The sequence below is a fragment of the Pseudomonas sp. GW823-FHT05G12 genome (assembly GCF_058795575.1).
The window spans coordinates 4,242,617-4,256,895 of record NZ_CM179501.1; the positions used below are offsets into that span (position 1 = coordinate 4,242,617).

The 14,279-nt window shown below is 64.7% G+C and carries 13 protein-coding genes; 10 read left to right on the forward strand and 3 right to left on the reverse strand.

Translation table 11 applies throughout. The features are described 5' to 3' along the window. Positions 1 to 29: 29 nt before the first annotated feature. Positions 30 to 953 (reverse strand): LysR family transcriptional regulator, encoded by a 924-nt coding sequence (locus tag AC3RCM_RS19375; protein ID WP_010953076.1) that lies wholly within the window; start codon positions 951 to 953, stop codon positions 30 to 32. 269 nt (positions 954 to 1,222) lie between these two features. Here AC3RCM_RS19375 and AC3RCM_RS19380 point away from each other — a divergent pair, with 269 nt between their 5' ends. From AC3RCM_RS19380 to AC3RCM_RS19415, 8 genes are all read left to right on the forward strand, one after another. Then, positions 1,223 to 1,666, forward strand: coding sequence for an acetyltransferase (locus AC3RCM_RS19380; RefSeq protein WP_492629079.1), 444 nt, complete (start codon positions 1,223 to 1,225; stop codon positions 1,664 to 1,666). Between the two features lie 19 nt (positions 1,667 to 1,685). Continuing rightward, positions 1,686 to 2,510 carry an AraC family transcriptional regulator gene (locus AC3RCM_RS19385; protein WP_492629080.1) on the forward strand — a complete coding sequence of 275 codons (825 nt, stop codon included), beginning with the start codon at positions 1,686 to 1,688 and terminating at the stop codon, positions 2,508 to 2,510. A 108-nt stretch (positions 2,511 to 2,618) separates the two neighbouring features. Further along, positions 2,619 to 3,005 (forward strand): cupin domain-containing protein, encoded by a 387-nt coding sequence (locus AC3RCM_RS19390; protein WP_492629081.1) that lies wholly within the window; start codon positions 2,619 to 2,621, stop codon positions 3,003 to 3,005. A gap of 169 nt (positions 3,006 to 3,174) precedes the next feature. Next, the gene (locus AC3RCM_RS19395) at positions 3,175 to 3,885 is read left to right on the forward strand and encodes an AraC family transcriptional regulator (protein ID WP_392509945.1); all 711 of its coding nucleotides are present in this window, start codon (positions 3,175 to 3,177) and stop codon (positions 3,883 to 3,885) included. Positions 3,886 to 3,988: 103 nt separating this feature from the next. Beyond that, a complete protein-coding gene (locus tag AC3RCM_RS19400) occupies positions 3,989 to 5,407 on the forward strand; it encodes an efflux transporter outer membrane subunit (protein WP_081273141.1) in 1,419 nt (472 codons plus the stop codon). Between the two features lie 206 nt (positions 5,408 to 5,613). Next, positions 5,614 to 6,759: an HlyD family secretion protein gene (locus tag AC3RCM_RS19405; protein ID WP_198748423.1), complete on the forward strand. Its 1,146-nt coding sequence runs from the start codon at positions 5,614 to 5,616 to the stop codon at positions 6,757 to 6,759. Further along, positions 6,749 to 8,263 carry a DHA2 family efflux MFS transporter permease subunit gene (locus AC3RCM_RS19410; RefSeq protein WP_409322763.1) on the forward strand — a complete coding sequence of 505 codons (1,515 nt, stop codon included), beginning with the start codon at positions 6,749 to 6,751 and terminating at the stop codon, positions 8,261 to 8,263. Before AC3RCM_RS19405 ends, AC3RCM_RS19410 begins: the two co-directional genes overlap by 11 nt. 81 nt (positions 8,264 to 8,344) lie before the next feature. Beyond that, positions 8,345 to 9,082 (forward strand): GntR family transcriptional regulator, encoded by a 738-nt coding sequence (locus AC3RCM_RS19415; RefSeq protein WP_409322764.1) that lies wholly within the window; start codon positions 8,345 to 8,347, stop codon positions 9,080 to 9,082. A gap of 53 nt (positions 9,083 to 9,135) precedes the next feature. Here the strand turns inward: AC3RCM_RS19415 and AC3RCM_RS19420 are convergent, their stop codons facing one another. Next, positions 9,136 to 12,219 (reverse strand): MexW/MexI family multidrug efflux RND transporter permease subunit, encoded by a 3,084-nt coding sequence (locus AC3RCM_RS19420; RefSeq protein WP_409322765.1) that lies wholly within the window; start codon positions 12,217 to 12,219, stop codon positions 9,136 to 9,138. Next, positions 12,216 to 13,313 (reverse strand): efflux RND transporter periplasmic adaptor subunit, encoded by a 1,098-nt coding sequence (locus tag AC3RCM_RS19425; protein WP_064491000.1) that lies wholly within the window; start codon positions 13,311 to 13,313, stop codon positions 12,216 to 12,218. Before AC3RCM_RS19425 ends, AC3RCM_RS19420 begins: the two co-directional genes overlap by 4 nt. A gap of 84 nt (positions 13,314 to 13,397) precedes the next feature. Between AC3RCM_RS19425 and soxR the strand changes: the two genes are divergently transcribed. Beyond that, a complete protein-coding gene (gene soxR, locus AC3RCM_RS19430) occupies positions 13,398 to 13,853 on the forward strand; it encodes a redox-sensitive transcriptional activator SoxR (RefSeq protein WP_003247276.1) in 456 nt (151 codons plus the stop codon). Positions 13,854 to 13,999: 146 nt separating this feature from the next. Further along, positions 14,000 to 14,248: a CsbD family protein gene (locus AC3RCM_RS19435; RefSeq protein ID WP_003247275.1), complete on the forward strand. Its 249-nt coding sequence runs from the start codon at positions 14,000 to 14,002 to the stop codon at positions 14,246 to 14,248. The last annotated feature ends 31 nt before the right edge of the window (positions 14,249 to 14,279 follow it).

The following is a 14,279-nucleotide window of genomic DNA, read 5'->3' on the forward strand; positions in this document are numbered from 1 at the left end:
GCAGCCAGTTGCAGCACGATGCAAAGCCATCATCCCATGACCGCTTCCCGTAGTCCGCCCATGTAGTGCTCCAGGCGACTACGCAGCCAACGCTCGGCCGGGTCGCTGTCGGTGGTGCTCAACCAGACCATGGCCAGCTCCAGTGCAGCAGTCTCGAACGGCAGCGTCTCGGCCTGCAGGTTGCCCCAGCGTTCCATACCCTGTGCGGCATAGTCCGGGCAACAGGCCAGCAGGTCGGTACCGGCCAGAATCGCCGGCAGCGAACTGAACTGCGGCACCGACAACACCACCTTGCGTTCACGGCCGATGTCTTTCAACCAGTCATCGACCACACCCTGGGTGTTGGCGGTTGGCGAAACCTGGACATGCGGACGTTGGCAAAACTCATCCAGTGAAAGCGGCGTGCTGGACTTGTCGGCCCGCACTACCCTGGCTTGCAGGGTGCGTAGCACCTTGCGCTTGGCATTGGCAGGCAGGCCCTTGGTCTGGCTGATACCCACCGTCACGTCGCCCGCCGCCAGCAGGTCCGGAATGCGCCAGTAGTCCACATGCTGCACGACCACCACCACGTTTGGCGCCTCCACCCGCAGCGCCCGCAACAGCGGCGGCAGCAGGCCCGACTCGACATCATCGGACAAGCCGATGCGGAAGGTCATCCTGCTGGTCAGCGGATCGAAATCATGGGTCATGCTGAGGGCGACAGACATCGCATCCAAGGCTGGCGTGAGGTACTTGATCACCTCTTCGGCCCTGGCCGAGGGCTCCATTCGGTTGCCCACTCGAACCAGCAACGGGTCGTTGAACATCGCACGCAACCTGGCCAGCGCGGCGCTGACCGTGGGCTGGGCGACGAACAGCTTCTCCGCGGCACGGGTGAGGTTGCGTTCCTGCATCAGCGCTTCGAACACCACCATCAGGTTGATATCGGCTTTGCGCAGTTCGTTGCGGTTCATGGGTGCTCCCGGGCCGTGCTTGTTGTTCGGGTTCAATACCAGCCTCGACATGCATCCTAGCCGAGTCGAAACCTGCACTGCACCCTATGCAATCGCCATTGCCCCCTACTGCGCGACCGGGGTAATCTTCCGCTCTCTTCCCTTCCGGCCTCCCCTGCCGTGCACCGCCCAGGCGTTGACTCGCGAAGCGGTCATTCATGATGCCGACCCTTGCATGGCCGCCGCTCACTGGCGCGCCCATCCGCCATCAATACACTCAGGATGACACCATGATCATTCGCCAAGGCATCGCTGCAGACTACCCGCAGCTGCTCGACATCTGGCTGCGCGCTGTTCGCGCGACGCACCAATTCCTGCAACCCTCCGACATCGACGCACTGTTGCCACAGCTGCGCGACGTGTACTTCCCGGCCGTCGAGCTGTGGGTTGCGGTAGACACCGATGACCAGCCACTGGGCTTTATCGGCTTCAATGAAAACCATGTGGAAATGCTCTTCGTCGACCCAGCGCGCCACCGCCAGGGCATTGGCCGTGCATTGCTGGATTTCGGCCGCCAGTCACGCAGTGCGATGAGTGTCGATGTCAACGAGCAGAACCCACAGGCAACAGCGTTCTACCAGAACTATGGCTTCGTCCAGACTGGCCGTTCACCACTGGATGGCGAAGGTCGCCCGTTCCCCTTGCTGCACATGAGCCTGTCCACCCGGGCGTGAGCAGGAGGCACTGACCGCGATGGCCCGCAAAGCGAAGCCCCTACCGCCGTCCGACTGGGTCATCCGTAGTGCCCAACCGGGCGGTATCGAGCGTATCGAAGCCTGGTTCGGTAGCCACGGCTACGACCCGCATCGCCACGATACCTATTCGATCGGCCGTACGCTGGCCGGCGTGCAAAGCTTCCACTACAAGGGTTCGCTGCGCCACGGCATACCGGGCAACACGCTGGTGCTGCACCCGGACGAACTGCATGACGGCATGGCCGGCACCGACGCAGGCTTTCGCTACCGCATGGCCTACGTCGACCCGGCACTGATCCAGAACGTGCTGGGTGGTCAGCCTTTGCCCTTCATCGCTGGCGGGCTGTCCAGCGACCCGCGTCTGTACCACGCCAGCGAAGCGTTCGTACAGGCAGTGGACCACGCGCTGGAACCATTGGAAGAACAGGACGCCCTGTATGACCTGGCGATCGCCTTGCGGGCCGTCGGCGGCAAGCCGCGCGGGCGCAAGCGCCTGGATTACCAGGCAGCCGAACGCGCCCGAGCCTTCATCATGGAACACCTGCATGTGGGCATAACACTGAACATGCTGGAACAGGCCAGTGGCCGCGAACGCTGGAGCCTGTCGCGGGACTTTCGCACGCTGTACGGCACCAGCCCCTATCGCTTTGTCACCCTGCGCCGCCTCGACTGCTTGCGCCGAATGATCCTGGACGGCTTCACCTTGGTCGACGCCGCCCTTGCCGCAGGCTTTCATGACCAGAGCCACATGACCCGGCACTTCACCCGCTGCTATGGCGTACCGCCGTTACGCTGGCTGGAGCGTTTGCGAGCGTCACGCTGAGTTACCGCAGGCGCCCGCGCCCCCCGTGAGAACAGGCTTGCAGGATCGTACAAGAACCGGACTCGCCCGGAGCGATAGGCTGAACACTCCACTTTCCGAGGAACTGTCATGCCTGAGTCCCGTCACCCACATCCCTCCCTGCCAGTGAACCTGGTCCACAAGGCAGCGCTTATCGAACAGCAATGGAGCCCCAGGGTCGTTGCCGAGATGAACGATTACCAGTTCAAGGTCGTGCGCATCGAAGGCGAATTCATCTGGCACGCGCACCCGGAGACCGACGAAGCATTCCTGGTGCTGGAAGGCACACTGCGTATCGACCTGCCGGATGGCTGCGTGCATGTGAACCCCAGGGAACTCTATGTTGTGCCCCGCGGCGTCGAGCACCGGACCGCTGCGCAAGGCGAAGCGAAACTGATGATGATCGAACCGCGGGGCATTCTGAATACCGGTCATGAAGGGGGGAATCGCACAGCAGAGAGCGATGTCTGGATTTAACAACACTCACCACTTTCAAGCTGTAGTCGCTGACTTCACAGCAATAATTAACCATAAAAAATCGCCTTACAGCCATTTCTAATCATGGCAATTCGCTCGTAGCCCACACTTCGCAACCCGGCACAGGGTCGCCTCGATATAATTGGATCCAATAACGAGGATGGCCTGCATGCAAGCACTGGAAAGGGACTACGGACACGGCGATGAAGTGGCCAGCCACTGCCACGCCGAAGACCAGCTGATCTACGCCGCCAGCGGCGTGATGCGGGTCAGCAGCGAAGGCGGCAGCTGGGTGATCCCCGGCGGGCATGCCTTGTGGATGCCCGCCGGGGTCAGCCATGCCATCCGCATGGAAGGCGTGGTCTGCATGCGCACCTTGCTGCTCGACGCCCACATCGAACGCTGCCAGGTCATCGTCGTGTCCGGCCTGCTGCGCGAACTGATCCTGGCGGCGTCACGGGTGCTGAACCTGCGCGACGGTGCGCATGCTCGGGCGCTGATCCTGTACGAACTCGCCGCCGCCCGGCGCATCGATGCCTTCGTCCCGACACCGCAGCACGCACGCCTGCGTGCCTGGTGCGAGCGCTTCCTGCAGGACCCGGCCCAGGACCTGACCTTGGAGCAATGCGGCGCACAACTGAACATGAGTGCCCGCAGTGTGGCCAGGCTGTTCCAGCGCGAGGTGGGCATGTCGTATGGCCAATGGCGCGCCCGTGCCCGGGTGATGCTCAGCCAGCAGTGCCTGGCCGATGGCAAGCCGATCCTGAACGTTGCGCTGGAGCACGGCTACCAGAGCGCCAGCGCCTTTACTGCCATGTTCAAGCGCATCCTCGGCCATGCGCCGAGTGATTGGCAAAACGGTACCGCGCGCGAGTACTGAGCCTCAGGTTGTCCCGCTTGCGCGCAGGGTTGTCCCGCTTGCGACAGCGACGCCCATGCAACCCTCGTTAACCTCGTATCACGACCCTTGAGCGACAATCGTGATGCCCTTACTGCACTCATTTCCCGGCCCTGCCCGGCTTGCCACAGCCCTCGGCATGCTTGCTGCACTCGCGGCGTGCGGCCACCAACCCACGCCTGCCGAACCACCTCTAGCGCTGCTGGCAGACCCGCTGGCGAACATGCCGGCCAGCGTCAGCAAACAGCCCCTGCCCGAACGCTGGTGGGCACTGTATCAAGACCCCCAACTCAACCGCTGGGTACAGCAAGCCCTGGCGCACAACCAAGGCCTGGCACAGGCCGAGGCCAACGTGCAGGCCATGCTGGCCGGCATCGGCGAGTTCGACGCCAGGCGCTGGCCGTCTACCGCGATGGGCGTTGCCGCTACCTATGGAAGAAGCGCCGATGACCAGACGCTGGCCGAGGCGACCGACAGCAACGCGCCGTCACAATGGCAATTCAACCCGGGCATCGAGCTGGCCTATCAGGTGGATATCTGGGGCCAGGTACGCGCCGCCATCCAACGTGCCCGGGTGCAAGCCGAAGCCAGCGCTGCGGCACTAGACCTGGTACGCCTGCAGGTAGTCGCCCAGACCACCCGCGCCTACATCGACCAGTGCACCTACGCGGCTCGCCTGGAGGCAGCGAAGCAGGCCTTGCAAACCCTCGACCACAGCGTGCAACTCAGCCAGCGTCAGCGCCAGGCCGGTGTGGCCACTGCCCTCGACAGCGAGCGCCTGTTGGGCTTGCGGGAGCAGGTGCGTGCGCAACTGCCGATGCTCTCAGCCCGGCGGCAGATGGCGCTTTACGAACTGAGCATGCTCAGTGGCCAGGCCTCGGTGGCCGAAGCCACGACCTGCGTAGCCATCCCCACACTGTCGGCGCCGCTGCCGGCTGGCGATGGCTGGCATTTGCTCGAACGCCGGCCAGATGTGCGCCAGGCCGAACGGGAACTGCAGGCGGCCACCCTGGAGACCGACATCGTGCGGGCCGACCTTTACCCAAAGGTCAGCTTCGGCGCTTCGTTGACGTCTTCGGACCATCACCTTGCCAACCTCGGCGCCAGCCGCGCGGTGATGTTCGGGATTGGCCCGCTGATCCGCTGGGAATTTCCCAACCTGAAGGCCAACCGCGCACGGGTGAGCAAAGCCGAGGCATTGCAGCGGGCGCAGGTCGCCCGTTACCACGGCGTGGCGCTGAGCGCGCTGAAAGACGTGCGCCAGGCACTGGCCCGCTACGACGGCGAGCGACAACGGTTGCAGGCGCTGGACGCAGCCCTGGCGCACAGCCAGCACAGCTTTGCCCTGGCCCAGGGTAACTACCGTGCCGGCACCGTGGACGGGCTGGCCCTGCTCGACAGCGAGCGCGAAATGATCAGCCTGCGGGCCAGCCACACAGAAGCCCGAGGGCGCCTGGCGCAAGCGCAGGTAAACCTGTTCCGCGCGCTGGGCGGGCGGTGGTAGCGAGACGCAAGACCAGCAGCGAGCACCGCCCACTGTAGGAGCGGGTTTACCCGAGAAGAATACACCGCGGTGGATGGCACGGGCTTCGCCCGTGTTCGCGGGCAAGCCCGCTCCCCCACCAATCGCGCCAGCTTTTAGAAATTGAGCAAGACAGTGGCTCCCACAACCGACAGCCAGCAGGCCCAATTCGAGAATGGAAACCAACCATGAATGTTGCCGTAGACAAACCCTCACCCGCCGAAACTGAACAGCGGCCGAGCGCTAAAACCCGTCGCCGCCTGGCAGTCATCGCCAGCGGCAGCCTGGCCACAATCACCCTGCTGGCCTTCACCAGCTACTGGTTCAGCACCGGCCGCTATCTGGAAACCACCGACGATGCCTATGTCCGCGCCGACTGGGTGGCGCTGAGCCCACGCGTGCCGGGCTACGTAGCCGAGGTCGAGGTGGCTGACGACCAGCCGGTGAAAGCCGGTGATGTGCTGGTGCGCCTACAAAACCGCGACTACCGCGCCCGCCTCGACCAGGCCCGGGCTGGCGTGACCGAGGCACAGGCGGCACTGGCCGCCGCCCAGGCCAGCCAACAGGTAGCGACCGAGCGCATCGACCTGCAACAGCAAGCCATCCTCCAGGCTGAGGCCGTCGTGCGCAGCGCCACCGCCGAACAGCGCCGCAGTGAACTGGATGTCCAACGCTACCGTGGCCTGGTGCGTGACGATGCAGCGACCGTGCAACGCCTGGAAACCGCCAGCGCCCATGCCAGCCAGGCACAAGCCGCGCTGCAAGGTGCCCAGGCCGCGCTGCGCCAGCAACGCTCACAACTGGCCATGGCCAAGGCCCGGTCAGCCCAGGCCGAGGCCGAACTGCAACAACGGGCAGCGGCCCTGGCACGCGCCCAGGCCCACCAGCAGCTCGCCGAGCAGGACGAACAGGACACCGTGATCCGCGCGCCGATCACTGGCGTGGTCGGCCAGCGCCGCGTGCGCACCGGCCAGTACGTGGTGCCGGGCCAGCCGCTGCTGGCTGTGGTGCCCCTGCAGCAAGCCTATGTGGTGGCCAACTACAAGGAAACCCAACTGGCCCGCATGCGCCCCGGGCAACCGGTAGAAATACGTGTCGACAGCTTCGCCAGCCAGCCACTGCATGGCCATGTGGCCAGTTTTTCGCCAGCCTCGGGCAATGTCTTCGCCTTGCTGCCGTCGGACAACGCCACCGGCAACTTCACCAAGATCGTCCAGCGTTTCCCGGTGCGCATTCTGCTCGACAAACCGCTGGATGGCCCGCAGGTACTGCCCGGCATGTCGGTGGTCAGTACAGTCGACACACGCCCCGCAGAGGTTGCCGATGCGCACTGAGCAAACGGTCTCGCTGCGTGCCTGGGTAGCGGTGCTTGGCGGCCTGTTCGGCTGCTTCATGGCGGGCATGAACGTGCATGTCACCAGCGCCGCACTGCCGGAAATCCGCGGCTCGCTGGGTGCCAGCTTCGAGGAAGGCTCATGGATCTCCACCGCCTACCTGGTGGCGGAAATCGTGATGATTCCGCTGACGGCCTGGTTGGTGGACGTGTTCTCGCTGCGCCGGGTCATGTGGACCGGCTCGCTCATCTTTCTGATCGCCTCGGTGGCCTGCTCATGGGCGCCCAACCTGGAGGCGATGATTGTAATCCGGGTGATCCAGGGGGCTGCGGGCGCGGTGCTGATTCCCCTGTCGTTCCAGCTGATCATCACCGAACTGCCGGCCAGCAAGATGGCCATGGGCATGGCACTGTTCAGCCTGGCCAACAGCGTGGCGCAGGCCGCTGGGCCGTCGATTGGCGGCTGGCTGACCGATGCCTATTCGTGGCGCTGGATCTTCTATCTGCAACTTTTCCCCGGCATTGCGCTGCTGTTGGCCATCGCCTGGTCGATCGAGGCCAAGCCGATGAAGCTCGAACTGTTACGCAAAGGTGATTGGCTGGGTATCGCGGCCATGGTGATCGGCCTGGGCGGCTTGCAGATCGTGCTGGAAGAAGGCGGCCGGCTGGACTGGTTCGGCTCGCCGCTCATCGTCGGCATGAGCGTGGTCGCCGCCATTGCGTTGGTGGTGTTCGTGGTGACCCAGCTGTTCGGCCAGCGCGCGTTCATCAACCTGCGCTTGCTGGGGCACTACAACTTCGGCGTTGCCAGCGTGGCGATGTTCATCTTTGGCGCTGCCACGTTCGGCCTGGTGTTCCTGGTGCCCAACTACCTGTCGCAGTTGCAGGGGTTCAGCGCGCACGACGTGGGCGTGGCGCTGATCGCCTATGGCGTGGTGCAGTTACTGCTGGCGCCGTTGATGCCCCGGCTGATGGGCTGGACCAGTGCCAAGTTCATGGTCGCCAGCGGCTTTTTGATCATGGCGCTGGGCTGCTGGCTGGGGGCTAGCCTGAGCGCCGACAGTGCCGACAACGTGATCATCCCGTCCACGGTGGTGCGTGGTATTGGCCAGCCTTTCATCATGGTTGCGTTATCGGTGCTGGCGGTGGCCGGGCTGGACAAGCGTGAAGCCGGCTCAGCCTCGGCGGTGTTCTCGATGTTGCGCAACCTGGGTGGCGCCATCGGCACGGCCGGGTTGACGCAACTGGTGGCGACCCGTGAACGCTTTCACAGTGAGCGCATTCACGAGCAGGTGACGCTGTTCGAGCCAAGCGTGCAGGCGCGCATCAACCAGACGGTGCAAAGCTGGCTGCCGCATCAGCAGCAAATGCTGGAAGCGGTGGCGGCGACCATTCGGCGAGAGGCTTACCTGATGGCCTACAGTGATGCGTTCTACCTGGCGTGCCTGGCATTGGTCGGGTGTGCCCTGGCAGCGTTGCTGCTGCGGGCCAGGCAGCAGCATTGACCTCTGTGGGCGGCCGGAGCGTTCGGCATTCGGCCGCTGTTACACTGTCAACCGATGAAATTGGCGAGCCCGAGCAAAGGTATGAACCCGACGCGCTACTCCACCGTGGCAAAGGACTTGATGCAAGCGATTGCCAGCGGCCGCTACCCAGTAGGCAGCCTGCTGCCGACCGAGTTCGAGCTGTGCGACCTTTACAATGTGAGCCGGCACACGGTGCGTGCCGCTATCGACCAGTTGCTCACCCAAGGGCTGGTGTCGCGGCGCAAGCGCGTGGGCACCCGGGTGGAGGCCAGCAGCCCACGCGGCGGCTATTCGCAGTCGTTGGCCAGCGTGGCTGAGCTGGCGCACCTGGCAGACACCCAGCAGCGGGAAATCCAGGGCGTGCGCCACTTTGTCGCCGACCTGAGCGAGGCGGCGAGGCTGGGGCTGGTGCCGGGGGAGCATTACTTCTGCGTGTCGAGCATCCGCGTCGACCGGCAGCACGATGATGCGCCGCTGTGCTGGACCGACGTGTACGCACAGCGCGACTATACCGCGGTCATCGAGCTGGCCCGCGAGCACCCTGACCAGCTGATTGCCGGCTTGATCGAACAGCACTATGGCCGGGCAATCGCAGTGGTCGACCAGCAGGTGCGCGCGGTGTTGCTGACAGCGGAAATGGCCCGGGTGCTGAAGGCCGAGGCGGGCTCGCCGGGGCTGAAGATCATCCGCCACTACCGCGAGGAAAATGGTGATTTGATGGCGGTTTCCGAGACCGTGCACCCGGATGACCGCTTTACCTTAGTCACCCAGATGCGCCGCGACCGCTCCCCCGCCTGAACCCGCTCGTGCAGGGATGGTGCAACTTTCAGCCAATGAACAGACCGTTGCCCCTAAAGCGCCCCCAGTTGCCTTTCAGCTTCGACCAACTGCCTCGCCCGCGCCGTGCTCACCCGGTGATCGCGTGCCAGCCAGGCGTAGATCGTCGGTAGCACGAACAAGGTGAACAAGGTCCCCACCAGCATCCCGCACACAATCACCACCCCCAACCCGAAACGGCTGTTGGCGCCGGCGCCGCTGGCGAACAGCAGTGGCAGCACGCCAAAAGTCATCGCCGCCGTGGTCATCAGCACTGGCCGCAAGCGTATTTGCGCCGCACGAACAATGGAGGCGGCACGATCGAGGTTGTCGCGCACCTGAATCTCGTTGGCGAACGCCACCATCAGGATGCCATGCTTGCTGATCAGGCCGATCAGCGTCACCAGGCCAATCTGCGTGTAGATGTTCAGCGTGGCCCAGCCCAGCGCCAGCGGCAGCAGCGCACCGCAGATCGACAGCGGCACGGTCACCAGAATGATCAGGGGGTCGACCAGGCTTTCGTACTGCGCCGCCAGCACCAGGTAGATCACCACCAGGGCGGCGAGAAATGCCCACATCAAGGCAAAGCCCTCCTGCACATACTGGCGCGATTCCGATTGCCAGTCGTGGCTGAAGCCCGGTGGCAGCTCGGCGGTGAGCTGTTCCAGAAATGCCACGGCGTTGCCCATCGATACACCCGGGGCCGGGATTGCCTGCAGGGTACTGGCGTTCTGCTGATCGAACTGCAACAGGCGGTTGGGTGCCACTTCGATATCCAGGCGCACCAACGTGGCCAGCGGCACCAGGCTGCCATCCTCGGCGCGCACATACTGGCGGCTCAGCGCCGCAGGCGTCAGGCGTTGGTCCTGGATACTCTGCGGGATCACGTCATAAGAACGCCCGAACAGGGCGAAGCGGTTGAGATACTGCTCGCCCACCAGTACGCCCAGCGACTCACCAATGGCCTGCATGCTGATGCCCAGGCTCGCCGCCTTGGCCCGGTCCACGCGTACCTTGACCACCGGGTTGTTGTAGTCGAGGTCGCTGTCCACCACGGCGAACAGGCCGCTGTCGCGGGCGCGTTGCTTGAGCACTTCCATGGTCTGGAACAGCTCGGGGTAATCCTGAGCGCTGCGCAGCACCATCTGCACCGGCAGGCCACCGCTGGAGCCCGGCAGCGACGCGACCTGGAAGGCGAAGATGCTGCTGCCCTCGATATCCGCAACGGCCTGCTGCAACTGCGCCTGCACCTGTGCGGCGGAACGCTCGCGCGCCTGCCAGGCGCTGAGGTTGATGCCACCGAAACTGGCGGCCGGGCCGTCGGTGCCGTTGATGATCCAGGTGTCGGTGGTTTCGGCAATGGACTTCATCACCTGGTCGAGCTTCAGCGCAAAGCGTTCTGCGTATTCGAGGCTGGCATGCTGCGGCGACTTGATGGCGGTCAGCACCGCCGCCTGGTCCTCGGGCGGCGCCAGCTCGCGCTGTGGCAGCAGGTACAGCCAGGGCAGGCTCAGACACACCAGCAACGCCACGCCGCCACTGATCCAGCGGTGTGCCAGTGTGTAGGCCAGCACCCGTCCATAGGCCCCGCTCAGCGTACCAAACAACCGATCGGCGATAGCGGCCATTGCGCCATGCTGCCGACCGGGTTGCAGCAACAGCGAGCTCATCACCGGCGACAAGGTCAGCGCCACAATGCCGGACACGATCACCGCCCCCGCCAGGGTCAAGGCAAACTCACGGAACAGCGTGCCGGTCAGTCCGCCCATCAAGCCAATGGGCGCATACACCGCCGCCAGGGTCAGGGTCATGGCGATCACCGGCCCGGCAATTTCCCGCGCCCCGGTCAATGCTGCCGCGACCGGCGACTTGCCCTCCTCGATATGCCGGTGCACGTTTTCCACCACCACAATGGCATCGTCCACCACCAGGCCGATGGCCAGCACCATCGCCAGCAAGGTCAGCAGGTTGAGGCTGAAACCGAACATCAACATCAGGCCCGCGGCCCCCAGCATCGACAGCGGAATGGCCACCACCGCGATCAGCACGCTGCGCAGCGAACCCAGGCACAGCCAGATCACCAACACCACGATCAGCATCGCCTCCACCAAGGTGCGCAGCACTTCATGGATCGACGCATCGATGAAGCGTGCGGTTTCATAGGCCAGCGCCACGTTCACGCCAGGCGGCAAGGTCTGCTGGATCTGTGGCAGCAGTTGGCGAATACCCTCGACGATCACCAGAGGGTTGCCGCTGGGCGTAGGGAACAGCCCCAGGTGCACGGCAGGTTTGCCGTCCATGGTGGCGCTGGTCTGCGTGGCCGCCGCACTCAGCTCGACAGTGCCGATATCGCGCAGGCGCACCAGGTCGGTGCCATCGTTGCGGATGATCAGCTCACGGAAGTCTTCGACCCGGGTCAGGTCGGTGTCCACCTGGATATCGGCCAGCACGTACTGCCCGCGCACCTGGCCCGGCGTTGCCTGGTAGTTGTTGGCACGTACCGCCTGCGCCACGTCCGCCGCCGTCACCCCGCGCCCGGCCATCTGTTCACTGTCCAGCCACAGGCGCATGGCCAGGCGCTGCCCGCCGAACGACTGCACCTTGGCCACGCCGTCGATACCGGAGAACTGCGGTTCCACCACCCGCGACAGGTAATCGCTCAGTTCCGGTATCGACAGGCTGTCGCTGGCAAACCCCACATAGGCCACGGCAGTGGAGTCGCCTGCCGACAGCTCCACCACCGGGTCGTAGGCTTTTTCCGGCAGGCGATAGCGCACCTGGTTGACCTTGGCCATGGTTTCGGCCAGCGCCTGGGTCGAATCGCGGTTGAGCACCATGCGCAAGGTGATCAGGCTGCGCCCCTGCTGCGACGACGAGGACAGGTAGTCGATGCCCTCGACCGACGACACCGCCTGGGTGATCGGCTGCGTCACGAAACCCTGCATCAACTCGGCGGAGGCACCGGGGTACTCGGTGCTGATGGTAATGGTCGAGCTTTCCAGCAACGGGTACTGGCGGATCGGCAACTTGCCCATGGCAAACAGCCCCATCAGGATGATCAGGCTGCTGACCACCAGCGCCAGCACCGGGCGGCGCACGAAGACGTCGGTAAACCTCACGACTGCCGCCCTCCCTGGCTGGCCTGCAGGCTGTCCTGCGCCACTGGCTCGACCGGCATGCCATCACTCAGTTTCAGCTGGCCGGAAACCACCACACGGTCACCGGGCGTCAGGCCGGAGGTGATTTCCACCCGCCCCTGCCAGCGCTCACCGGTAGTTACCTGCACCCGGCTCACCCGGGTGCCATGCTGCGGGTCCTGGGTGGCGACAAACACCGTCTGCCCGTAGGCGGTGTAGGTGATCGCGGTTTCCGGCACGGCCAGCACGGTCGACGGCTGCGCGGCATCCAGCCGCACGCCGGCGTACATACCCGGCTGCAACTGCCCTTGCGGGTTCGGCAAGGCCGCCTGTACCTGCACAAGGCGTGCTTTGCTGACCACCGGGTCGACCGCCACCACCCGGGCCTGGAAGTCTTGCCCACGCACCGCGTCCACCGTCAGTGCCAGCACTTGCCCGGCGTGCACTTCGGGGGCGGCCTGCTCGCCCAAGGCGAAGTTCACATGCAACTGGCTGATGTCGGCCAGGCTGACGATGGTCTCGCCAGCGGCCAGGTACTGGCCCTGATGCACACGGCGGATGCCGAGCTTGCCGGCAAACGGTGCGCGAATGGCCTTCTGCGCGATCAGCGCCTCGACATGCTGCAGCTCACCACGGGCCACGTCCACGGCAGTGGCGGCGTTGTCCAGCAGCTCTTGCGACACGGCATTCATCGCGCGCAGTTTGCGGCTGCGCTGCAGCACCACGTCAGCGTTACGCAACCTGGCCTGCAACTGCACGCGCAGGGCCTGTTCGGGCGCGTCGTTGAGCTGCACCAGCAACTGCCCGGCTGCTACTGTCTGACCCGATTCGAAGGCGATGCGGGTAATACGCCCTGCCATCTCGGCCGCCACCTGCACCTGGTTGACCGCCTCCAACTCCCCCGAAGCAAAGCGCTGCCGCGCCAGTTGTACCTGCTCGGCCGTGGCAAGCGCCACCTTGGTCGCCGGCCACACCGCCGCAGCGGGCGGCGCCGAGCCGCTTCCAACCAGCGCATAGGCAGCGGCCAGCGCACCGGCAACAGCGCCGGCCCAGGCCAGTAACGTCCGTTTGTTCATGCACAGCTCCGATAACAGGGAAAGCGGTTGCAGGGAAGATCGGGCAGGACTATAAGAGCTCAACTTTACTTGAGGTCAACAGGCATGGCAGCGGACAACACACGGATGCTCACAGTGGGTGAAGTGGCCAAGCGCAGCGGCGTGGCGGTATCTGCGCTGCACTTCTACGAAACCAAGGGGCTGATCGCCAGCGTCCGCACGGCAGGCAACCAGCGCCGCTATCCCTCGCTGGTGCTGCGTACCCTGGCGATCATCAAGGTAGCCCAGCGCACGGGAATTCCGCTTGAGGAAATCAAACAGGCCTTCAGCCGTTATGCCCCCAACAGCAAGCTCACGGCCGCACAATGGAGCGAGATGTCCACGGCCTGGCGCGAAGACCTGAATGCCCGCATTCGCACACTGGAAGCACTGCGCGACAGCCTCGACAACTGCATTGGCTGCGGTTGCCTGTCGCTGGAGGACTGCCCGCTGCGCAACCCCGAGGATGTGCTGGGCAAGGAAGGGACCGGGGCGCGGATCCTCGAAAAGAAGGCGCGCTAACCTCGCGCGCTCATGCCAGGTGCGACCCTTTGCCGGCGCGCATGACCTGCAGGTGACAAACAGTCGCTTTGAACCATTGCGACGATTCACCGCCCTAACCCTGTGCTGTTAACCCAAAGCCGCTCACAGGAAGGAACTAAGCCATCATGAAACGCGAACAGATCGAAGGTGTAGCAGAGGACCTGGCTGGCAAGGCGCAAAGCGCCGTAGGTCGCCTGGTCGAAGACCCGGCGCTGGAAGCCGAAGGCGATGCGCGTCAGGCCGCAGGCCAGGTGACCAAGACCTACGGCGACACCCTGGACACGGTGTCCTCGTTCGTCAAGGAAAAGCCCTTCGCCGCACTGGCCATCACCGCCGCCGTCACACTGGTGGTCTCTCGCCTGCTGCGCCGCTGAACCACGGCGCCTCAGGCGGTTCAGGGCCGGA